This is a genomic window from Polyangium fumosum (genome assembly GCF_005144585.1).
Classification (GTDB): Bacteria; Myxococcota_A; Polyangia; order Polyangiales; family Polyangiaceae; genus Polyangium; species Polyangium fumosum.
Genome location: NZ_SSMQ01000035.1, coordinates 27,812 through 49,659 on the forward strand (window position 1 = coordinate 27,812; position 21,848 = coordinate 49,659).

At 69.4% G+C, this 21,848-nt stretch carries 19 protein-coding genes; 5 read left to right on the plus strand and 14 right to left on the minus strand.

Annotation, left to right across the window (positions count from 1 at the left end; all coding sequences use genetic code 11):
* Window positions 1-166 precede the first annotated feature (166 nt).
* Window positions 167-1,264 (plus strand): DUF2786 domain-containing protein, encoded by a 1,098-nt coding sequence (locus E8A74_RS28985; protein ID WP_232379791.1) that lies wholly within the window; start codon window positions 167-169, stop codon window positions 1,262-1,264.
* Window positions 1,265-1,274: 10 nt separating this feature from the next.
* Here the strand turns inward: E8A74_RS28985 and E8A74_RS28990 are convergent, their stop codons facing one another.
* The 4 genes from E8A74_RS28990 to E8A74_RS29005 form a co-directional block, all read right to left on the minus strand.
* Window positions 1,275-2,279 carry a glycosyltransferase gene (locus E8A74_RS28990; RefSeq protein ID WP_136932332.1) on the minus strand — a complete coding sequence of 335 codons (1,005 nt, stop codon included), beginning with the start codon at window positions 2,277-2,279 and terminating at the stop codon, window positions 1,275-1,277.
* A gap of 12 nt (window positions 2,280-2,291) precedes the next feature.
* The gene (locus E8A74_RS28995; RefSeq protein WP_232379792.1) at window positions 2,292-2,690 is read right to left on the minus strand and encodes an STAS/SEC14 domain-containing protein; all 399 of its coding nucleotides are present in this window, start codon (window positions 2,688-2,690) and stop codon (window positions 2,292-2,294) included.
* An 84-nt stretch (window positions 2,691-2,774) separates the two neighbouring features.
* Window positions 2,775-3,464 carry a hypothetical protein gene (locus E8A74_RS29000; RefSeq protein WP_136932333.1) on the minus strand — a complete coding sequence of 230 codons (690 nt, stop codon included), beginning with the start codon at window positions 3,462-3,464 and terminating at the stop codon, window positions 2,775-2,777.
* Window positions 3,465-3,483: 19 nt separating this feature from the next.
* Entirely contained in the window at window positions 3,484-6,189 is a 2,706-nt protein-coding gene (locus tag E8A74_RS29005; RefSeq protein ID WP_136932334.1) for an OmpA family protein, read from the minus strand.
* A 169-nt stretch (window positions 6,190-6,358) separates the two neighbouring features.
* Between E8A74_RS29005 and E8A74_RS29010 the strand changes: the two genes are divergently transcribed.
* Together E8A74_RS29010 and E8A74_RS29015 are read left to right on the plus strand one after the other, a co-directional pair.
* The gene (locus E8A74_RS29010; protein WP_136932335.1) at window positions 6,359-7,750 is read left to right on the plus strand and encodes a sigma-54-dependent transcriptional regulator; all 1,392 of its coding nucleotides are present in this window, start codon (window positions 6,359-6,361) and stop codon (window positions 7,748-7,750) included.
* Entirely contained in the window at window positions 7,747-8,781 is a 1,035-nt protein-coding gene (locus E8A74_RS29015) for an ABC transporter ATP-binding protein (protein ID WP_136932336.1), read from the plus strand. Before E8A74_RS29010 ends, E8A74_RS29015 begins: the two co-directional genes overlap by 4 nt.
* On the opposite strand, the gene E8A74_RS29020 is transcribed toward E8A74_RS29015, so the two are convergent.
* The 5 genes from E8A74_RS29020 to E8A74_RS29040 form a co-directional block, all read right to left on the minus strand.
* Window positions 8,738-9,241, minus strand: coding sequence for a GFA family protein (locus E8A74_RS29020; RefSeq protein WP_136932337.1), 504 nt, complete (start codon window positions 9,239-9,241; stop codon window positions 8,738-8,740). The genes E8A74_RS29015 and E8A74_RS29020 overlap by 44 nt on opposite strands.
* Before the next feature lie 132 nt (window positions 9,242-9,373).
* The gene (locus tag E8A74_RS29025) at window positions 9,374-9,994 is read right to left on the minus strand and encodes a TetR/AcrR family transcriptional regulator (protein ID WP_170229459.1); all 621 of its coding nucleotides are present in this window, start codon (window positions 9,992-9,994) and stop codon (window positions 9,374-9,376) included.
* Window positions 9,995-10,032: 38 nt separating this feature from the next.
* On the minus strand, window positions 10,033-11,193 hold the full coding sequence (locus E8A74_RS29030; RefSeq protein ID WP_136932339.1) for a hypothetical protein: 1,161 nt from the start codon (window positions 11,191-11,193) through the stop codon (window positions 10,033-10,035).
* Window positions 11,190-12,110 carry a hypothetical protein gene (locus E8A74_RS29035; RefSeq protein ID WP_136932340.1) on the minus strand — a complete coding sequence of 307 codons (921 nt, stop codon included), beginning with the start codon at window positions 12,108-12,110 and terminating at the stop codon, window positions 11,190-11,192. The genes E8A74_RS29030 and E8A74_RS29035 overlap by 4 nt, the downstream gene beginning before the upstream one ends.
* Window positions 12,111-12,147: 37 nt before the next feature.
* On the minus strand, window positions 12,148-13,035 hold the full coding sequence (locus E8A74_RS29040) for a hypothetical protein (RefSeq protein ID WP_136932341.1): 888 nt from the start codon (window positions 13,033-13,035) through the stop codon (window positions 12,148-12,150).
* A gap of 562 nt (window positions 13,036-13,597) precedes the next feature.
* On the opposite strand from E8A74_RS29040, the gene E8A74_RS29045 reads away from it, so the two are divergent.
* Window positions 13,598-14,206 carry a hypothetical protein gene (locus tag E8A74_RS29045; RefSeq protein WP_136932342.1) on the plus strand — a complete coding sequence of 203 codons (609 nt, stop codon included), beginning with the start codon at window positions 13,598-13,600 and terminating at the stop codon, window positions 14,204-14,206.
* A gap of 29 nt (window positions 14,207-14,235) precedes the next feature.
* On the opposite strand, the gene E8A74_RS29050 is transcribed toward E8A74_RS29045, so the two are convergent.
* From E8A74_RS29050 to E8A74_RS29070, 5 genes are all read right to left on the minus strand, one after another.
* Window positions 14,236-15,108 carry a fumarylacetoacetate hydrolase family protein gene (locus tag E8A74_RS29050; RefSeq protein WP_136932343.1) on the minus strand — a complete coding sequence of 291 codons (873 nt, stop codon included), beginning with the start codon at window positions 15,106-15,108 and terminating at the stop codon, window positions 14,236-14,238.
* Between the two features lie 3 nt (window positions 15,109-15,111).
* On the minus strand, window positions 15,112-15,810 hold the full coding sequence (locus E8A74_RS29055; RefSeq protein ID WP_232379793.1) for a polysaccharide deacetylase family protein: 699 nt from the start codon (window positions 15,808-15,810) through the stop codon (window positions 15,112-15,114).
* On the minus strand, window positions 15,810-16,346 hold the full coding sequence (locus tag E8A74_RS29060; protein WP_136932344.1) for a VOC family protein: 537 nt from the start codon (window positions 16,344-16,346) through the stop codon (window positions 15,810-15,812). The genes E8A74_RS29055 and E8A74_RS29060 overlap by 1 nt, the downstream gene beginning before the upstream one ends.
* A 422-nt stretch (window positions 16,347-16,768) precedes the next feature.
* Window positions 16,769-17,497, minus strand: a complete 729-nt coding sequence (locus tag E8A74_RS29065) for a mechanosensitive ion channel family protein (RefSeq protein ID WP_136932345.1) — start codon at window positions 17,495-17,497, stop codon at window positions 16,769-16,771.
* A 120-nt stretch (window positions 17,498-17,617) separates the two neighbouring features.
* Window positions 17,618-18,214, minus strand: coding sequence for a hypothetical protein (locus E8A74_RS29070; RefSeq protein WP_136932346.1), 597 nt, complete (start codon window positions 18,212-18,214; stop codon window positions 17,618-17,620).
* Between the two features lie 393 nt (window positions 18,215-18,607).
* On the opposite strand from E8A74_RS29070, the gene E8A74_RS29075 reads away from it, so the two are divergent.
* Window positions 18,608-21,757 carry a tetratricopeptide repeat protein gene (locus tag E8A74_RS29075; RefSeq protein WP_136932347.1) on the plus strand — a complete coding sequence of 1,050 codons (3,150 nt, stop codon included), beginning with the start codon at window positions 18,608-18,610 and terminating at the stop codon, window positions 21,755-21,757.
* Window positions 21,758-21,848: the final 91 nt, after the last annotated feature.

Here is a 21,848-nt window from a genome sequence, read left to right on the forward strand (position 1 = left end):
TCCCCGCGACGAATGGGTGACGTGATTGCAACGACCGTGCTGGAGGACCGGGGCCCCGCGTTGCCCCGGCCACGGGAGCAGGCGGCCACGAGGGCAGGGGGCCATGCTCCTCCGGACGGTTCGATTTATGCTCCGCCCCGGCCGAAGGGCCGTCCGGAGTCAGCCCATGTCGACGAACACCGAGCCCACGGAACACGCGCGCCTCACCCTGGAGCTCGAGACGGCGCTCCTGCGCGAGCTGCGCTCGACCTACCAGGACCTCAACGCCTCGTACTTCCGGCGCGCGTTGAAGATCCCGACGATCGAGCTCGGCGACGCGGAGCGTTACCTCGGCCGCTGGCACCGGGAGACGCGCTGCATCGAGATCGGCCGGCGGCTCGTGATCGAGCGACCGTGGGGGATCGTGGTCGAGGTGCTGAAGCACGAGATGGCGCATCAGTACGTGCACGAGGTGCTCGGTCAGACGAGCGAGCAAGCGCATGGCCCAGCCTTCCGCGGGGTCTGCCAGCGGCTCGGGATCGACGCCCACGCCTCGGGGCTGCCCGACGCGCGCGGCGAGGACCCGGGCGAGGCGCGTGTGCTCGAGCGGATCGCGAAGCTGCTCGCCCTCGCGGAGAGCGCGAACGTCAACGAAGCGCAAGCCGCGATGAACGCCGCCCAGCGCTTGATGCTGAAGTACAACATCGACAGTGTCGCGGAGCGGCAAGCGCGAGGCTACGGCTTCCGCCACCTCGGCAAGCCCACGGGCCGCGTGACCGAGGCCGAGCGGCGGCTCGCGTCGATCCTCGGCAAGCACTTCTTCGTGGACGTCATCTGGGTGCCGGTCTACCGGCCCCTCGAAGGCAAGCGCGGGAGCGTGCTCGAGATCTGCGGCACGCACGCGAACCTGGAGATGGCGAGCTACGTGCACGCGTTCCTGACGCGCACGGCCGAGCAACTCTGGACCGCGCACAAAAAGGCGAAGGCGCTCGGCGGCAACCGCGATCGGCGCACCTTCGTGGCAGGCGTGATGGCGGGGTTCGACGAGAAGCTCGGCACGCAACGCGAGATCAACACGAGCGACGGTCTCGTGTGGGTGAAGGACGCGGACCTCGGGCGCTACTACCGGCAGCGGCATCCGCGCATCCAGCACGTGAAATACGCGGGCGGGCCCCGCAGCGAGGCGCACGCCGAGGGGCGCGCAGCGGGCCGGCGCATCGTGCTGCACAAGCCGGTCGGGCAGGGGCCGAGCGGCGGAGTTCGGCTTCTGCCAGGCAAGTCCTGAGCGAGGCTCGTCAGGAACAACAGAAAAAATCGCGCTGCTCGACGAACCCGAGCGCGGCGAGATCCTTTCGGATGATGTCCCGCGCCCCGCGCGCGCCCACGGCCACGAGCACGAAGTGCCGCGCGGGATCGAGCGAAGCCGCGGGGACGATCGGCGCTCCGTACGCCGTGCGGCCGATCTTCCTCGGATCGATGTCCACGAACGCCGTGGCCTTCGCGCCCTCGGCCGCGAGCGCACGCGCGAGCTTGCGCCCCGTCGGCCCCGCGCCCCACACGACGAACGCGCGTGCGTCCTGCGCGAGCCGCGGCGCGAGGTAGTGCGCCTTTGCTTCGATGAAGCGCACGATCGCGTAACGACCGTCGCGGAACGTCGCGCGGCCGGGATGGTGACGCCAGCGCAGCAGCGTTCGATCCACCTTCGCGAGCCCGTAGCCCGCGGTGTGGAGCCGGAGCCAGAGGTCGTAGTCCTCGGGCCAGTGCACGTCGCGGAACGCGCCCACGGCCTCGAACGCCTCGCGCCGTAGCATCACGGAGGGATGGCAGAGCGGGGCCTCGACGAAGATCTCGCGGTCGTGATCTTCCGGCGTGACGATCGCGTTTTGCCACGCCACGTACCGCGCGAGCCCCTCGCCGACGGCCTCGGCCGGGAAGGGCTCCACGCGTGTCCCCACGACGCCGAGACGCTCGTCCTTGCGGAGCGCGTCGACCTGCCATCGGAGCCTCTCCGGCAGCGAGACGTCGTCCGCGTCCATGCGCGCGAGGAAGGGCGCGCGCGAGGCCGCATGTGCGCAGGCGAGCGCGCGCGCGATCCCCACGCCGCCGGTTTGTAGCGGCACGACGCGCGGATCCTCCGCGGCCCTACGCGCCACGATCGCCGGGCCGCCGTCCGTCGAGCCGTCGTCGACGACGAGGACCTCGATCGGCACCTCCCGCTCGGCGAGGATGCCCGCGAGCGCCTCCTCCAGCGTGCTCTCCGCGTTGCGATACGGGATCAGGACGGAGACGAGCGGCGACACGGAGAGGCAGAGCTATGGCAGCCTGCGGCTCTTCCGCAACGACTCGCCGGTCGCGAGCCACTCGCGCGCCTCTTGCTCGTCCGTGAAGCGGCGGATGAACTTATCTGCGCCCGTCTCGCGGGCGAGGCGGCTCATGTGCAGCGCGAGCACCTCGCTCTCGAGCACGGTCGCCATGCGCCGCACGCCCATGGTCTTCGCGAACTCCTGCACGTCGCGCACCACCTCGACCACGTCGGGCGACGCGGGCCGGAACTTCCGCAGATCCGCGAAGATCTTGAGCTCGGGGCCGGTCATCGTGACGGCCGAGCGGCGCAGCTCCACGACGAACTGCTTCATCTCGTCGACCTGCACGAGCCCTTCCATCGAGAACTCGATCGCCGTGTTCAGCTTGTCGAGCTTGATCTGGAACATGCGCGGAGCTCCGGGAGTAAGCGCGACCATACCACGCTCCCCCGCTCGTCGAGAACGCGCCGCGCGACCTCGCCGCGCGGCTCGCTACTTCTTGAACTTGCTCAGGTGCGTGATGAACCAGCGGCCTTGCCACGAGATGATCACGCGCACCTCGATCGACTCCGTCTTCTCGCCGATCCGGTAGCGGAGTTTTCCGCGGAAGGTGCGGTAGTAGCCGATCTTGTTGCCCTCGTCGCCGGGCGGCACCCACTTCGGCTTGGAGCCGAGCTCGAAGCCCTCGAACGTCGCGCCCTCCCAGGACTTGCGCTTCTTGTGCAGGGCGTGGATGTCGCGCGCGTAGGTCCGGTGAAGCTGGTCCCAGTACTTGTCGGGGCCCTTCACGTCCTTCAGCGAAACGAAGGGCTCCTTCGGGAACCAGAACGACTCGCCGCGCGCCGGATCATCGTTCACGATCGCGTCGAAGAGCGCGGCCGCGCGCTTCTGCAGCTCCTCGCTGCTCTCCGGCGGCAGGACCTTGTTGTCCGCCACGTACGGCGCCGCGACCTGGGCCGCGTCGCTGCCCGCGTCCGAGAGCTCGGCCGTGGGCGATGCATCCGCAGAAGGCGCCTCCGCGTCCGCCGCGCCGCCGTCCGCGACGAGGGGCGCAGGGGCGGGCGGCACGGGCGCGGCGGCGCTCGCTGGGGGGGCTACGGCTTCCTTTTTGGGAGGCCCCGAGGGCGCCTGCGCGCTCGTGCATGCGGTCAGCACGACGAGCGCGAAGGCGCGCGGGAGCACGAGGCCGTGGCGCAGGATGTTACTTGTCCCTCTCCAGGATGATGAGCTGCACGCGGCGGTTCTTCGCGCGCTGCGCGCTCGTCACGTTCGGCCCGAGCAGCTTGTCCTGCCCGTAGCCCTTCGCCACGAGGCGCGAGGCGTCGACGCCGGCCGAGACGAGCCACGTCCGCACGGCCTGGGCGCGCTGCTCGCTGAGCGTCTGGTTGCGCTCGCGCGTGCCCGTGTTGTCCGTGTGGCCCTGGATCTCGATGCGCCGGATCTTCGGGTTCTGCTGAAGCACGTCCGCGATCTCTTCGAGCAGCGTGTTCGAGTCGCCGAGGATCTTCGCCGAGTCGCTCTCGAAGTGCACCTGCCGCGAGATCTTGATCTCGTTGCCCTGCACCTTGACGCTCGCGGCCCGCGCGGCCGGGCGCTTGTTCATCCCGAGCGAGACCTTCGCCTCGTCGTTCAGGCGCACGTCCGCGTCGCTCACGTGGTTCATGAAGCCCGCGGCCTCGGCGCGGATCTTCGTCGCGCCCAGCGGCAGATCGCGGAACGACACCACGCCCTTGCCGTCGGCCGTCGCCGTGCGCTCCTTGCCCGTCGCGTCGACGATCCGCACGACCGCCGCGGGGATCACATCCCCCGTCTCGGCGTCACGCACGACCGCCGAGATCGCGCCGATCTTCGGCAGCGCTTCGAGCGCGCAGTCGACGTCCACGATCGTCGGCCCTTGTTGCGGCGGCGGCGTCGCGGGGGCTGGCGCCGCGGGCGGCGGCGGCGCTGCGCCGGGCTGACCAAAGGGCGCCGGCGGCGAGAACTGCCCCGGCGCGCCGAACTGACCCTGCGCGCCGAATTGCCCCGGCTGCGCGCCGAACTGGCCCTGCACGCCGAACTGCCCCTGCGGGTTGAACTGCCCCGGCGTGGGCTGCGCCGGCGGCGTCGGTTGCGCGGGCGCCTCCGCCTTCGGCAGCGTCGGCGGCGGCGGCGCGACCACGGTCGCCTGGCACGTCGTCGGCTTGTAGCCCGGCGCGCGCACCGAGAACGTGTACGTCCCCGGCTCCAGGTGACGCGTGAGGAACGTGCCGCCGGCGCTCGTCGCGAACGGCGGATCCTGGTTCCCCTCGATGGACACGATCGCGTCGGGGATCACGGCCTCGGGCTTGTTCGTCTCGTGCACCGTGCCGCGGACGAACGACTGCGGCGCCGGCAGGATCACCGGCTCCGGCGGCGGCGGCGGGGGCGGCGGCGGCGGCGGCGGAGGCGGCGGCGGGATCTCCTTCGTGTCGTACGCGTACGCGAGCCCGAGGTAGACGGTCCACGGCGCTTGTGGCGCGATCTCCTCGACGAACACCGAGGTCGCCGAGAGGCCGATGTCCACGGCCGCGTGCCCCGAGAGGCCACGGAACGCCTTGCTGAACGGCGTCACGCGCGTGCCGATCGTGAGGCGCGAGGGCAGACCCGCGTAGCCGGGGCCGCCGGCGGCCTGCGGATCCTCCGCGCTGAAATCGGCGAGCCCGAGGCAGACGTCGCCGCGCGACACGCGGCCCGTATGACACTCGTAGCCTTGCCGGTTCACGGGGACGTCGACCGTGTACTCGACGTACGGCTGCGCGTACCGGAAGGGCAGCTCCACGCCGATCCACGGCGTGAAGAAGTCGACGCGGTTGATCCCGAGGCCGAAGCGCTCGATGCGCGAGATCGGCTGCCGATCGCGGCCGTCGCGGTATTCGAGCGCGCGCCCCTCCTCCACCTCGCGCACGAGCTGGCCGGAGTTGTCGACCTTGTAGCCGAGGTTCACGTTCACGCGCAGCGGGAAGCCTTGCCCGCCGGGCTTGCGGAAATCGGCGCTCGCGAGGGCGCGGAAGAACGCGCTCGTGCCCGCGCCCGAGACGCCCACGCTGCCCGTGCCGTTCAGCAGCATGAGCTGCGCCTCGGCGCCGAACGAGAAGTACGAGCCGACGCGCGACGGCGTGAACAACTTCAGGCCGAAGTTCGTGTCGCCGAGGACCTGCAGGAGCTGCGGCTTGCCTTGATCGTTCGAGTTCGCGTACGTGCGGATCGCCGCGAACGCTTCGAGGAACGAGAACGGCGTCGCGCTGAGCGCGAAGAACGCGCCGACGTGGCTCGACGCGTCCGCGAGGTTGTCGCGCGTGCAGGTGATCCGCTGCCCGGCCGCTGTCGACAGGTTCGGATCGCAGAGGAAGTTCGAGGTCGAGAAGAAGTCGCTGAGGAACGAGACGCGGAACGTCCCGGCCGCGCCCGAGCCGGCGTACGACGTGCGCAAGAGGCCGGTCGAGCCGAACGAGTTCGGCTGCTCGAGGAGCGTCCGCGCGCGCTCCTCGAGCTCATCGACCTTCGGCGGCTCCACGGCCGTCTCGTTTGCGGGCGGCTGCTCGGGCGGAGCCGCGCCCTCTTGTCCTGGAGCCGGAGGTAGCTGTCCTGGAGCCGGAGGTAGCTGTCCTGGCTGCGGCTGGAACTGTCCTGGCTGCGGCTGGAACTGTCCTGGAGGGGGCTGGAACTGTCCTGGCGGCGGCTGGAACTGACCAGGCGGCGGCTGGAACTGTCCTGGTTGCGGCTGGAACTGCCCCGGTTGCGGCTGGAACTGCCCTGGCGGCGGCTGCGGGCCGAACGGCTGCTGCGCCTCCGCGTCCGCGGTGACCAGGAGGCAGAAGGCCATGGGAAGCGCGGTGAGCGCGACGAACCGCCGCGTCTCGGCAAAGGAGGCGTTCTCAAGCGTACGCATCGACCCTCGAAAGGCAGCAGGGGAGGGGTCTCTCCCCCCACGGGAGTGGACCGTCCTCGCTGCGCGGGCGGTTGTATCATTCCCATGAGAAAGCAGAAACTATCCGGTTGTGTCCCCGTACGGATCCGGCCCACCCGCGGGAAGAACCCCGTGCTAGGAAGGGGCCAGCATGGGTTCCCGCGGCCGAATCCTGATCGTCGACGACGAGGCCAACGCGCGGGCTGCGCTCGCCGAGATCCTGCGTGAAGAAGGGTACACGACCGAGACGGCAGCCGACGGGTTCAAGGCCCTCGGCAAGCTCGAAGAGTTCGCGCCCGACGTCGTCCTGACCGACCTCAAGATGCCGGGCCTCGACGGGATCGGCCTCATGGAGAAGGCGCAGGAGTCGCGCACGACGGCGACGTTCGTGGTGATGACCGCGTTCGGCACCATCTCGAACGCGGTCGAGGCCGTCAAAAAAGGCGCCTACAACTACCTCACGAAGCCGCTCGACTTTCAGGTCCTCGAGGTCGTCGTCGAGCGCGCGGTCGAGCAAGCGCGCCTGCTCCAGGAGAACTCCCGCCTCCGGCAGAAGCTCCGCGAGCGCAACGCCTTCGGGCACGTGATCGCCTCGCACCCGAGCATGGTCAAGCTCCTCCGGCTCGTGGAGCAGGTCGCGCCGAGCCGTGCCAGCGTGCTCATCGTCGGCGAGACGGGCACGGGCAAGGAGCTCATCGCCGAGATGATCCACCGCGGCAGCCCGCGCGCGAAGGCGCCGCTCGTGCGGCTCAACTGCGCGGCGCTCAGCGAGTCGCTCCTCGAGAGCGAGCTCTTCGGCCACGAAAAAGGCGCGTTCACGGGCGCCGTCGGCCGGCGTGAGGGCCGCTTCGAACAGGCCAGCGGCGGCACCTTGTTCCTCGACGAGGTCAGCGAGATCCCGCTCGCCACGCAGGTCAAGCTCCTGCGCTTCTTGCAGGAGCGCACGATCGAACGCGTCGGCGGCAACGAGACCTTGAAGGTCGACGTGCGCATCATCGCCGCGACGAACAAGGACCTCCGGCAGCGCATCACGGAGGGCCATTTCCGCGAGGACCTCTACTACCGGCTCAACGTGGTCACGCTGGAGATCCCGCCGCTCCGCGCGCGCACGAGCGACATCCCCGAGCTCGCGGCCTTTTTCCTCGGCCGTTACGCCGAGGAGAACGGCAAGCGCATCGAGGGGTTCACCGACGACGCGCTCGCGGCCCTCGCGGCGTACGCCTGGCCCGGCAACGTGCGCGAGCTCGAAAACGCGGTCGAGCGCGCCGTGGTCCTCTGCGAAGGCCCGCGCGTCGAGCGGCGCCACCTGCCGGGGTCGCTCGACGTGGGCGCCGGCGAGGGCGTGATCCCGCCGATCCCGGGCAGCACGATCTACGATCTGGAGAAGTACGCGATCCTCCGGACCCTGGAAGCGTGCAAGGGATCCACCTCGAAGGCCGCGACGATCCTCGGCATCAGCCCGCGCAAGATCCAGTACAAGCTCCACGAGTACACGAGCACCGTGCCCGGCGCGCGCCGGGAGGGCGGTGAGGAAGGCGCATGAGCGAGGCCGGGGCGATCGACGCGGGCGGCGGGGCGGACAGCGGCGGCGGGGCGGACAGCGGCGCGGCGAGCGAGAGCGCGGCCGCGGGCGAGACGTTGATCGAGGTGCGGGGCCTGCAAAAGACCTTCCGCGTGGGCTTCTACGGCCGGCGCGTCGAGGCGGTGAAGGGCGTCGACTTCGACGTCCGGCGTGGCGAGATCTTCGGCTTCCTCGGGCCGAACGGCGCGGGCAAGACCACGACGATCAAGATGCTGACGGGCCTCATCAAGCCCACGGGCGGCGAGGCGTTCCTCTTCGGCGCGCGTGTCCCGAGCGCGGAGGCGCGGCGCCGGATCGGGTTTTTGCCCGAGAACCCCTACGTCTACCCGTACTTGACCCCGCGCGAGTTCATCACGCTCTGCGGCCGCCTCTCGGGCCTCGCGGGCGCCGCGCTCGCGTCGCGCACGCAGGCGATGCTCGCGAAGGTGGGCATCGCGTACGCGGCCGACCGGCCGGTGCGCCGCCTCTCGAAGGGCATGCTCCAGCGGACGGGGCTCGCGGCGGCGCTCGTCTCGGATCCGGAGCTGCTCGTGCTCGACGAGCCGATGAGCGGCCTCGATCCGGTGGGGCGCAAGGAAGTACGTGACCTCATCCTCGAAGAGCGCGCGGCGGGCCGGACGATCTTCTTCTCGACGCACATCCTGAGCGACGTCGAGGCGATGTGTGATCGCGTGGCCATCCTGCGCGAGGGCCGGGTCGTCGTGCGCGGCGCGCTCCGCAAGCTCCTGCGCGGCGACGTGCTCCGGACCGACGTGACGCTCGCCGGCGCGAGCGAGGCGCTCTGCCGATCGTTCGAGCAGCAAGGACACGGCGTGCGGACGCGCGCGGACGTGGTCGTCGTGGAGATCGAGGGCGAGAAGCAGGTCGGCGACGTGCTGCGGGCGGCGCTCGACGGCGGCGCGCAGGTCCTCGAGGTCGTCCCGCGGCGCGAGACGCTCGAAGACCTCTTCATGCGCCGGGCGCTCTCGCAGGGGCTTTCCCGCGAGGATTGAATCCCTCCCGGAATCGCTCTGCGAACTCCTTCATCAACGGTTCATAGTCCGCGGGATCCGGAAACGCCTCGAAGCTGTGCACGGCGGGCGTGCTCGCCCAGGGCAGTTTTTCCCGGGTGCTCGTCTCGATAAAGGGCCAGAACCAGCTCGGATCGTCGAGCATCGTCGCGCGGACGATGACGAACGCATCCATGCCGGGGGGCCGGTTGAACATCCAGCTCTTGCAATGCGGGCAGTAGAAATGGCGGACCGGGCCGTGCAGCGCGCCGAGCACGGGGTCGCCTTGCGTCACCTGAAAACCGTCGCTCGGGAGCAGAATGCTGAGCGAAAAGGCGCTGCCGCTCATCCGCTGGCAGCCATTGCAGTGGCAGGCCACCGTGACCATCGGCGGGGCCGTGACCTTCAGCCGGACCTGACCACAACGGCATCCGCCTTCCCAGGGCAATTTCCAATCGTTCATCGCGCCTCCCGGTCGCGGATATGTGGCAGGTTTGCCTGGCAGTCAAGGCACGTGAACCTCGTGGTTTGGGCGGCGCGATTCAAGATCGCTGGGAGGGAGTCTTCTGCAACGATTGAGCGCCCACGCGCAGGCTCAGCTCGGGAACCACAGCCGCAATGCGACCCGGGCGACGTGATCTTCCACGAGCCGTCGCCCCGCTTCGCCTCCCACGCCCGCGATTTGCTCGAGGTCCGCGTCCGCGAGCAGCGCGAGGTGCATGATGAGGCCGGTCATCGTCTGGATCGTCAGCCGCGCCTCCGCGACGCCGAGCCCGCCCATGTTCCCGAGCAGCGACGCGAACGCGTCGAGCATGGGCCCGCGCACGTGCCGGGCCCGCTGGGGTTCGAGCTGCCCGAGCTCGGCGTTGAGCCGCGCGCGTAACTTGAGGCTGTGCCGCTCCGAGACCGCGAAGCCGTAGATCCGCCGCGCCGCCTGCTCGATCCCGAGACGTGCGTCCGGTTGGGTGGTGAGCGGCGCGAGCTCGACGACCAGCGCGCCGAACCGCGCGTAATACGTGTCGAGGCACGCTTCGAGCAGGCTCTCCTTGGTCGGAAAATAGTAGTGAATCGTCCCCAGGCTCACGCCCGCGCGCGTCGCGACCTGCCGGACCGACACATCGACCTCGCACGCGTCCGATTCGATCAGCTCCTGTCGCGCTGCGGCGACGATCCGGTTCCAGGTCTCCTCGGAGCAAGCATCCTTGGGGCGCACCATCGACGTGCGCGGTAGCATACCCGCGGCCGATTTCCCGCTCAGAGCAGGCAAATGTGGTCCGGCACGAAATCCTGAACGCCGAGGTGCACGATCGTCCCCTTGTCGCCCACGAGAAACCCATCGACCAGCTCGTAGGCGACGTCGTGGAAATCCACCTCGAAAGGCAATTTCACTTTTTCGAGGTGGTTTCTATCGGAGGCCAGGCCTCCCTGGAACCACACCGTGCCCCGCCGCCCCACGGCCAGCATTTCGCTGATCCCGCCCCAATGGTTGTGCTCCGTGGCGCGGATCTCTTCCCCCGCGACGAGGTCCTTCGCCGCGGACCAGGGCGCGAACGAGGCCGGCGGCCTGGGCTCGGTCTTCTCCGTCGGCACGTACGAGAGCCAAACCCCGTCGCCCATGATCTGAAGGTGCTCGTCCACGACACGCAGCGTCGCCTGCGTCGGGGGGGGACGCGGAATGCACACGAGCTCCCCGTCCGGGGCTTTGCAAACCACCATCGCCCCACCCGCGCCCACAGCGCACAGATATCCTCCGCAACTCCCGAGGGCATACAGATCCGCCGTCGTCCGCGTCTCGACGGTCCTCCAGACCCCCTCGAGCGACCGCTCCACCATCACCCCGCCCGCGCCCACGGCCACGGTCTTTGGGCCGAGGTGGCGCAACGCGAAGAGGTGCGCCGATGTCCCCGTCGATTCGGTCCGCCAAACCCCGGAGAGATCGCGGAAGACGGCCATCCCGTTCGACCCCACCGCGAGGGAGGGGTGGTTTTTCCTTCGATCCTCCGTGATGGTTTCGCCGTCCTTGTAATGGATCACCGGGACCAGGGCGTGGAGGTTCTCCGTCGTCCCCGTGGCCTCGGGTTGCCATCCCGCCTTTGGATCCCGCAGGAGCGCCGTCCCATGGTCGCCCACGACGAGGATCCGCCCCCCTCGGAACATGTGGACCGCGCGCAGCGACTCCGTCGTGCCGCTGTCCTCCCGCTCGAATCGATACAGGTAGCCGCCGGGTTTTCCCTGGAAGATCTTCTCCGGCGCGTGCCGCATCTCGAAGGGTTTCGGATCGTGGCCCAGCGACGCGAGCGGTTTTTCCATGGCGGGCGGCGGTCCGCACCGGTCGTCCGCGCTCGCGCTGGCGTACGAGGCGCAGGCCGGGAGCCCGAGCAGGATCGCGAGCAAGAGCGCGCGTTCCGTATTCATGGTCCCACCTCCTCGGCGTCGATCACGTAGGCCCCGGTGAGCCGGGCCTCGTCGAGGTGGCTCCCATTCGTGTTCGGAGGGCCGAGCCGCGTCGAATCCAGCACCACGTAATGGTCGCCCGCCGGCAGATCGGTCGTGACCTCCACCTCGTAGTGCCCCGCGTCCGCGCGGGTGCAGACGACCGGCTTCTCGTGACAACCGCTCCGGATCTCCAGCGCGAGCTGGAAATGCGCCGCCGCGCGCAGGCGGATGCGCGTGGGTGCGGCCAGGGAGAGCCGGTGCACGGATTCTCCCCCGAGGAGGCCACACGAGGCGCGCGCGCCCCCCGACTTCGATTCGAAGGTTCCGTACGTGCGTTCGCCCGGTCGGACGAGCGGGGCGCGCGCGCAGAGCGGCGCGACGAGCGCGGGCTCCTCGGGGCGGATCACCGCCGTCTTCGAGGTGTCGCGATCGACCCGCAGCGTGTACGTCCCCGCCTCGTCCCAGAGGTTTCCGTCGACGATGACCCAGTAGAAATCGGGTTCGAGCGGGAGCGACAGCGTCGCCTTGTTGCCGGCCCGCGCGGCCTTGCAGCCGATCCCGAAGTGACCCGGCCCGGCTTTGTGCTTTTTCTGGATCTGGATCACGCCCTCGAAGGACGCGGGGACGAATTCGAAGCGGTAGCTCGCCGTCTCGTGCACCTCGAAGCCGTAGAGATGATCGAGATCCTGCCCCGTGCGCCCGCCATTCTTGCAGGTCGAGCCGCCGCTATGGTCCGGCGAGCGCGTGTCGCCGCGCGAGACCTCGCCGAGCACGAGGGTCCTCTTCGGCTCGGTGAGGGTCGGCGTATCCGGCGACGTGTTGATCCGCGGAATGGTTGTGCAGGCCGAAAGGACGAGGAGCAACGTGGCGAGCAGGGGCGCAGGAGAGCTTCTCATGACGTTTACGTCGCCATGCGACCCGGGACGGGGGCGTTCATTGGCTCTCGCCCACCGCCTCCTCCAGCTCGGCCACGCGCGCGGCGAGCTCCGCGGCGGCCTTCTTGGCGGCCTGGAGCTCCGCCTTTTTTTGCGTCTTCTCCGCGTCGGCCCTGGCGCGCGCGACGGCCTCCTCCTGCGCGACCTTCTCGTCGCGTTGCTTCTTCATGGCGAGGAGCTCCACCTCGGCCGCCGCGATACGCCGGTCGAGCTCTTTCACGGTGAGCCGCTCCGCGCTCGATCCCGGACGGAAGAAAGAATCGGCCCATCCGGTCCCGAGCTCGGGCGTCTTGTGCTGGATTTCGCCGAGCTTGCCGTGGAGCGATTTGCGCAGGGCATTGAACTCGTCGACGAGCTGCTTGCGTGAGCCGAGGGTGCGGAAATCGGCGATCTTCTGGCTCACGGCCGCCTGTGTCGTGGTCTTTTGATCGGCGCGCTCGACGAGGTCCGCGAGCGCGGCGCCGATCGTCTGGAGTTGCTGGCTCGACGCCGTCTGAAGGGAAGGGGGCCAGTGGCGCATGGTATCGAGCTGCCCGCCGAGGATGGGGCGTTTGAGCTCGCTGGGCCTCTGGCTCCCGAAGTAATGGGCGTACGGCAGGGCGCCGCGGTCGTTCTTCGATTCGATGAGCGTCAGGGCGGCGATGGCGTCGGTCAGGCGATCGAGGTCGTCGTCCACGAACTCGACGGCGGCGTTCGCCGCGAAGCGCTCGCCGATCAGCGCGAGCTCCTCCGTCAAGGAGGCGTCGAGCTTGGGGCGGAAGGCGTCGAGCTCGGGCACGAGCGACGCCGTGAGCGGGTGTGAGAGGAGGCGCCCGCGTGTGTGAAAAAATTCTTCATAAAGCGTGAAAATGCCCGTTCGTACGACGAGCGTGATGATTCCAGCCATGGTTGGCACGCTAACGCGGCTGTTCCGCAGGGAGCAACACAAAAATCGGGGCCGAGAGCCTGCGTCGAGGGTCGACGTGGGAGGGGGGGTGGCTGGAGGGGCGTGGTGCGCGACGCGGGGTGGATCCGGGCGGCCGACTGGCTGCCGTCGAGGGTCGGCGGTGGGCGGTGGGCGCCGAACTGGCTTTCGTCGAGGGGCGACGCGGGGCGCGGAGGAGGGGACTTCGGTTCGTCGAGCGCACGCGGCGGGGGGGCGGGCGGGGATCGGGGACCGGCGGCGTTTTGCGGGCGGGTGAGGGGCGGCGCGTCGCGGGCCGTGAGGCGCGGCGCGGCGGGGGAGGTGGGCGAAGGAGGAGCGCGGACGTCGCCTCCACGATGCGGGGGGACGCAGGGGCGGGGGGAAGGTGCACGGGAGGCGGCGGGCCGAGCGAAAAGAAGCGTGGAGCGTCGGGACGGCGTCACGCCTCGTCGTGAGCGTCGGGCCTCACCCAACGCAGCAGGCGGCAGGCGGATTCGTGCTTACACTTGACACCCTATGCGGCCGTATGCGTACGGTCGGCAACATGTCGATGCGCAAGATTCGATACGGTCTGAGCAGGGGGGCGTGGCTGCTGGTCGCTCTCTCCGCCGCGCTGACCATCTCCTGCGGGAACGCCAACCCCGAGGTCGTGCGGGACACGACAGGCGCGACGTTCTCGTGGACGTGCGCGGAAGATGGCTCTTACAACGAGGGCTGCGCGATCAAGCCCCTCGATGCGCCGCCGCCGGCGGAGTGCGACAGCGGCAGCGGCGAGCGCGGCAGGGTTTTTTATTCGTATGCCTGGGGTAGGTTCATCGCGATCTGCTCGGTCGTCGGATTGGACGGCGGCGCGTGGTTCACCGATGCGTCGCTGTGCAGGTTCGTCGCGTGCGACACGGACGACGAGTGCCCGCAATTTCCGGACGCCGCCTACACGTGCTCCGCCGGCCTGTGCCAGGAACCCGAGCGGAAGGGAGAGATCCGCGATGCAGGGGACGTGGTCACGCTCTGCATGGCCGACGAGCCGCGCCCCCCGGATTGCCGAGCGCAGATCAACGACCCCGAGGTCACGGCGCAGTTCCAGCTCGCGCAGGCGAGCTGCGACAGCGCGACCGGCGTCTGCAAGGTCCCTGCGGATTGCTGGCAGCCCTGAGGAGGGATTCCGGTGCGTAGCGCCGGAGTTCAGGGACCTGCTTCCGCGATGACGTGATTGCGCAGCGTACCGACGCGCTCGATCTCGACCTCGAAGACGTCCCCCGGCTTCAGGAACACCGGCGGATTACGCACGAACCCTACCCCCCCGGGCGTGCCGGTCGCGATCATGTCGCCGGCTTCGAGCGTCATCACCTCGGACAGGATCGCGATGGCGTCGGCGACGCTGAAGATCATGTCCGAGGTGTTCGCCTCCTGCATGACCTTTCCGTTGAGGAGGCCGCGAAGCACGAGGCCCTTGGCGCCGAGCGGCAGCTCGTCGGCGGTGACGAGCTCGGGGCCGAGCGCGCCGGTGGCATCGAAGTTTTTTCCGATCGTCCACTGGTGCGTGCGCAATTGATAATCGCGAATCGAGCCATCGTTCAGCAAGGTATACCCAGCGACGTGATCGAGCGCCTGCGCGCGAGAAACGTTGCGGCAGGTCTTTCCGATCACGACGACGAGCTCGGCCTCGTAATCGAAGTGCGTCGACACCGAGGGCCGCACGAGCGGCTCGCCATGCCCCACGAGGCTCGTCGGATACCGACCGAAGACGACCGGGTACTCCGGCGGCTTGACCGCGTTCTCCGCGGCATGATCGACATAATTGAGCCCGAGGCAAAGCAGCTTGCCCGGCGCCGGGAGGACCGGGCGAAACCGGACCTCGTCGTCGCGGAGGAGCGCGCTCGCCGCCGTTCGTGCGACGACGTCCGCAAGCGCTCGCGCGTCATGAGCAGGCGATCGGAGGAGCGCGCCCACGTCCGTCGGCCATCCCGGGAGGGCCGCACTCACGTTGACGATCCCGTCCGCGCGGCGCGCGCCGAGGAAGGGGGTTTCGTTTGCGTAGAGCGATGACAGTTTCAAGGTCTACCTCCGAAAGGGCATCGAACCGTGCGCTGTTCGATCCTCTACACCAGCAGCGACGAGGGCGTCGAGATCACCGACGATCTCGCCCTCCAGGATCGGCGTGACGGAGACCGGAAGGTCGGTGACGAATTCGATTCCCTCACGCTCCGCCGTGTCGAGGAAACCTTCGAGCCCGGCCAGACATGCGCCGGGGATGTCGTGCAGGACGACGACCGCGTGCGGCTGGGCCAGGCAATCCGCGAGCGCGCGCGCGGCCCATCCCTCCGGGTCGACCCAGTCGCGCGGGACGGAGGTCCAGAGGACGCACGAAAAGCCCCGCTCGACGAGGTGCGTGACGGCGGCGCGGCTGAGCAGATGCGGCCCGAGGAGGCCCCCACCGCCGAACGGTCGAAATCGCTTGGGGCCCGGGACGAGCGGATCGAGCAGCTCGTCGGTCGCAGCGATCTCCGCCGCGACGGCGTCGGGCCGCGGATCGTCGCCGAGCGGGACCTCGTGGGTGAACGAGTGATTGCCGACGAAATGCCCTTCAGCGACCGCGCGAGCGACGAGCGCGCGGCCCTCGGGCGCGACGAGGTGCTTGCCGAGCACGAAGAAATGCGCGCGTACGTTCCTTCGGCGCAAGACGTCGAGCACCGCCTTCGTGATCCCAGGGTCGGGCCCGTTGTCGAACGTGAGCGTCGCGCGCTTCAAGCCCGGCATCACCGGTAGGTGTTGTTCGACGTGTGGTCGCCGGCAAGCCAGCGAGCGAGCTCGCGATGCGCGTCCTTCCGCCGCGCCTCGTCGACCTCCGGCGCGATCGCCTTCGGGGCGTCACACGTGAGCTCGACAATCATGTCGTTCGGGTCTTTCACGTAGACCGACCGGCAGTACCCGTGCTCGAGCACATACGTATCCGGCGCGCGATACCCCGCCCTCTCGATACGCGACTCGATCGCGCGCTGCGTCTCGGCATCCACCAACAACGCGATGTGGTGAAAGGGCGACGCGGGCATCGACGGACCAAAGAGGCTCTGATCGCGGTCATTCGCGAACTGGAAGAACGCGAGCGCGCTCCCGTCCTCGAGCCCAAAGAAACAGTGGCAATAGGTCCGCACCTCGCCAAAAAGCTCGTCGGCCTCGCACCACGTGGCGACCAGAGGCAACCCGATGATCTCCTCGTAGAACACGCGCGTCTTTTCGAGGTCCTTCGAGACGTACGCCGTATGATGGAGCCGGGTCGGCCGTCGTGCGCTCATGCAATTCCTCCCAAGCAAAAGGCTAGGTTTTCGGCGTTCCAGCGGTCAAGCCGTTTCGTCTCTTCCAGGGGGGCCACACAGCCCTCGCGAAGCCGCTTCGCTGGGGCGTTGCCCCAGGCCCCAGCAGGGGCTCTCCGCCCCTGCACCCGGACCAGCCAGGGGCTGGACCCAAGCTCGATGAACTGCGCGATGCGCAGTTCATCGAACAGGCCCGGGTCAAGACCAGCGACGGTGTTGCCGACCAAGACCGCCGCGCTGCGGGTTCTGCTGGCAAGCCGGCTTCTTCGTCGGCCTGTTTGAAAAACTGCGCTTCGCGCAGTTTTTCAACCCTGGGTCCAGCGCCTCGCTGGTCCGGGGTCGAGGGGGCGGACAGCCCCCCGCGGGGACCGGGGCGGCGCCCCGGTGCGGCGCTTCCGTTTGCTTCAGGGAGGCGTGATGATGTGGTGCTCGTCTTCGGACGATGCGTTCATGGTCGCCCGCTTGCCGAGGCGATCCTCGTACCAGCGACGTGCCACGCGGCCGGCCACGTCACGGCTGCCGAGGCCAAAGGCGAGCGCTGCGGCGAGCGCGATGGCCCCGAGCGTCAGCGAGAAGGCGAGCGTCACGATCTCCTCGGCGATCTGGAGTTCTCGCAGCGCCATGAACGCGCCGAGCGCCAGGATGCCCGCCCGGATCGCGCCTGCGACGAGCGGACGTTGCGACGTCGTCGGCGCCTCGCCTGGCACGCTTGCTCCGTTCGTCTCCAGCATCCGCGCGCGCACCCAGTTCGCGAACAGGAGCGCGGCGCCGAAGATCACCGCCGCTGCCAGCACGTGCGGCAGGTACGCGATGATCGCCGCGATCCCTGCGGCCACCGCGCCGAGCCGCCACACGTCGGCCGTGTACATCAGCACGATGAGCATCGTCACCCAGAAGACGATCGACGCGCCCCAGCGGGAACCTTGCTCCGTTCGGTCCGCTCGCACCGCGATGCCCAGCCTGTCGACCAGCCGGTCGAAGCCCACCCGGTGCAGGAGGGGCCTCGTGATCGAGGCGAGCAGCTTCGCGATGAAATAGCCGACCACCAGGATGGCGAGACCCCACAGGAGATCCGGCAGAAACGCGAGGAAATCGTTCCACGCAGCCCTGAGCCAAAACGTGCTCCGATCCATGTTCGGTCCTCCGACCCGGAGGCCAATGCAATGCGCGGACCGGCTCGACGGGGACGTTTTCTCCGCGCGCTCCACGCCGTTCGTCCGGCGCGCGCGGGAACATCATGCATCGACGTATCGTCAGGAGTGCGGCGCGGCGGGCGCGGGCGGAGGCGGCTCCTTCGCCGGCATGTTCCGGCGAATGTAGAGCGCGGCGCCGGCGCCGATGAGCGCGGCCAGCACGACCGCGAGAATCCAGATCGCCGTCGCCGGGTTGCTTGCGGGCTCGGGGCGCGAGGAGACCTTCGCCGACGAAGGCGCGCTGTGCGGCGCCGAATGCGGCACGAAGAGCGCGGACGGCGGGGCCGGGCGTGGGCTTGCCGGGCCGAACGGTGACATGAGCGCTTCGGGCGGCGCGGGGCGCTCGCCTGGAGCGAGCGGGGGTTTGGCGCGTCCGGGCGAGATGCGTACGGTGGGCATGCGCCGCGGGTCGACGCTGCTCGCGATGGCGACCTTGCCTGCGGTCTCCGCGGGGTCCGGCACGTGCGCCGCGGGGAGCGCCGTGGGCCCCACATAGGCCCGCGCCTCGCGCTCGCCGCCGCCGACGAGGACGTTCGCTTGGTTCGGAGGGGCCGAGGGCCTGAGGACGGGGGGCGGCTCGGGCGACCCCCCCGCTCCGAACGAGGGATCGACGAGATCGCCGTCGTGCTCCGAATCCGAGGGTCTTCTCGAGCTCATGCGTCTCTTCACGCACCCCCTCGTCGCCGCGCTCCGCGGCGGCGGCGCCGTCTCGACGACGGAAGCACGGGGGCACTTTTTGCGTATCCCAGGCCCGCGAGGCCGCCAAGGGGGTATCGCGCGGCATGCGCCACTTTCCGCCCGCGCCGCTCCCGGGCCTCGTTCGCAGGGCTTTCGCGCGTGCGCATGGGACGACAGCCAACGCCGGCGGGATCACGTGCGCCCTGTCGTCAAGCTTCCGTTGATTTTTGCTCGCGTCCCTTGCACTCTGCGCTCTGGCGTCGCGTGGCGCCCACGCCCGCATCGGGCCTCTTTGCTCGGTGCGTCGTGGGGGTCGCCGGAGCGCCGCGGCGGCGCGAGCTTGCCGCTTTCGGAGCGCCGGAATCCACGGACATGAACCCGCTCGTCCCCGACTTCATCCTGTACCAGGACACGAGGGGGAGGACCGAAGGCAACTTCGCGGCGGCGGCGCTCTTCATCGACATCCCGGGCTTCACGAACCTGACGGAGAAGCTCTTCCCGCACGGCCGCGAGGGCGCCGAGATCCTCGCCGGCACGTTGCGCTTCTACTTCGACCCGCTCATCGGCGCGGTGCACGAGCTCGGCGGGATCATCGTCGGCTTCGCGGGCGACGCGTTCACGGCCGTCTTCCCGCACTCGACGGGGCGCAACGTCGCCGAGCACGCGCTCGCCGCGGCGCTCAAGATGCGCCAGTTCTTCTTGAACCGCGCCGTCCGCGCGACGCGCTTCGGCACGTTCCCCTTCTCGTACAAGGTCGGCCTCTCGTGGGGCGCCGTCGAGTGGGGCATCGTCCGCACCTCGCCCGAGCGCGCGTACAGCTACTTCCGCGGCCCTGCGATCGACAAGTGCGCGTTGATCGAGCACCACGCCGAGAAGGGCGACATCCTCATGGATCTCGCCTTCCAGCAGCGCATCGCGGGCCGCGCCGTCACGCCCGTCGCCGAGGGCGTGCTCAAGCTCGCGGACACGTCCGACATGCCGCTACCGCCCGTGCCGCGCGTCCGCCCGCACGGCGAAGGCGCGCACTTCGTCCCGCCGGGCATCCGCGACATGCCGCCGCAGGGCGAGTTCCGCCACGTCACGAGCGTCTTCGTCTCGTTTGATCAGATCCCGAGCTTCGAGGACCTGATCAAGCTCGTCGACGTCGAGGCGAGCCGCTACGGAGGCACGTTCACGGGCGTCGACTCGGGCGACAAGGGCATCAACTGCTTGATCCACTTCGGCGCGCCGATCACGCACGAGAACGACACCGAGCGCGCGCTCGACTTCGCGCTCGGCCTCCGCAAGAACGCGCCGAAGGGGATGCAGATCCGCGCCGGCATCACCCACGGCCTCCGGTACGCGGGCTTCAACGGCGGCACCGAGCGGCAGGAGTTCGCGTGCCTCGGCCCCGCGACGAACCTCGCGGCGCGCCTCATGATGAGCGCGCCGTGGAAGGAGCTCTGGTGCGACGGCGAGGTCTCCGGGCGCGCCCAGGGCACGCACCACTTCAAGCCCGCGGGGGATCACCGCTTCAAGGGCTTCGAGCAGCCGATCAGCGTCTACACCCTCGATCGCAAGCGCGTCGCCGTGCAGCGCGAGTTCCTCGCCCGCGGCCTCGTCGGGCGCGAGCAGGAGCTCGGGGTCCTCACGACGCACCTCGCCCCGATCTTCGCCGGCCAGAACGCGGGCATCGTCTACGTCGACGGCGAGCCGGGCCTCGGCAAGAGCTTCCTCGTCGACACGTACCGCCGCAAGCTCGAGGACAACAAGAAAGAGCGCCCGATCCTCTGGATCGACGCGCGTTGTGATCAGACGCTCCGGTCGAGCTTGAACCCCTTCGAGTACGCGCTGAAGGAGTACTTCGTCCAGACGTCGGCGACGGGCCGCGAGGAGAAACACGTCAACTTCGACGACGCCCTCGATCGCTTGATCGACCGCCTCCCGGACAGCGAGGCCCTGCTCAAGCGCGAGCTCGAAAAGGCCCGCAGCGTCTTCGCCGCGATGATCGGCATCCGCTGGGACGGCTCGGTCTACGAGCGCATGGATCCCAAGCTCCGCTTCGCCGGCACGCTCGCCGCGCTCTCGCTCTGGCTCCGCGCCGAGAGCCTCCTCCAGCCCGTGATCTTCCACCTCGAAGACGCGCACTGGGCCGACGGCGACTCGCTCGAAGCGGTCAGCCACGTCGCGCAGGCCGTCAAGGATTGCCCCGTCGCGATCCTCTGCACCTGCCGCAACAACGACGACGGCAGCCCCTTCCGCATCGAGCTCGACGAGAATGTCCCGCAGCACGCCGTCACGCTCGGCCCGCTCTCGCGCGACAAGCTGCGCGAGCTCGCCGAGGGCCTCATGGGCGGCCCCGTCTCCGAGGTGCTCGCCATGTTCCTGAGCGAAAACGCGAACGGCAATCCGTTCTTCGCGCAGGAGATCATGACGTACTGGCTCGAAGCGAATCAGCTCGCGGGCAAGAAGAAAGAGAAGGAGGACACGGGCGTCTCGACGCCGAGCATTTTCCTCCTCCCGAACGACGTCAACAGCCTGCTCATCGCGCGGCTCGATCGCCTCGAACCCAAGGTCAAGCGTGTCGTCCAGGCCGCCGCCACGCTCGGCCGCGAGTTCGATCTGCGCATCCTCTCGCGCATGATGGACGACGACCCGCTCTTGCCCGAGCTCGTCCGTGTCGGCGAGGAGCAGTGCATCTGGTCGCCCATTCTTGCGCATGGGGGCTACGCGCAGGCGAGCGGAGCTACGCCCCCAAACCCCCCGTCGAAGGGCCGCTACCGCTTCAGCAACGTGCTCTTGCGGAACGCGGCCTACGAGATGCAGTCCCGCGCGCGCTTGCAGGAGCTGCACCGCCGCGCGGCCGAGGCCATCGAGGTCGCGCACGAGGACGACCTCACGGGGCAGCTCACCGCGCTCGGGCGCCACTGGCAACGCGCCGGACAACCGAAGCGCGCCCGCTGGTACTTCCTCGCCGGCGCGCGCAAGGCCGCCGAGCGATACGCCCACGGCGAGGCCAAGCGCCTTTACCGCGCCTACTTCAAGCTCACGACCGAGCCCACGCTGGAGAGCGTCGTCGTGCGTTACGAGTTCGGCCGCGACGTCCTCGAGCTCCAGGGCCGGCACGAGGAGGCCATGCAGGAGCACGTGCGTGTCCTCGACGAGGCGCAGAAGCTCGGCGATCGCGCCTCCGAGGCGCTCGGCCTGCTCGGCCTCGGCCGCGTCAACTGGGCGACGGGGCGCATCGAGAGCGCGCGCGCCTTCTACGAGCAGGCGCTCACGACGGCGCGCGAGGCGCAGAGCTTGTGGAACGAGGGGCTCGCGCTGAAGAGCCTCGCGGTCTTGCACAAGGAGCAAGGCCGGTTCGAGCTCGCGCGCACCTTCTTCGAGCAGGCCCTCGACATCGCGCGCAAGGTCGGAAATCGCCGCGACGAGGGCAAGATCCTGAGTGACCTCGCCAGCCTGCACCACCAGCAGGGCCACGTGAACGAGGCCGTCGCGCTCCAGGAGCAGGCGCAAGCCATCGCTCGCGAGCTTGGCTGAGTTCAAACGAACGCTGTCCCGGGGGCGGCGGCTGTGGGCTCGGGGGCGACCATGTGCGCTGCTCTTGCCAGGGGCGCCCCTGTTCGCAGAA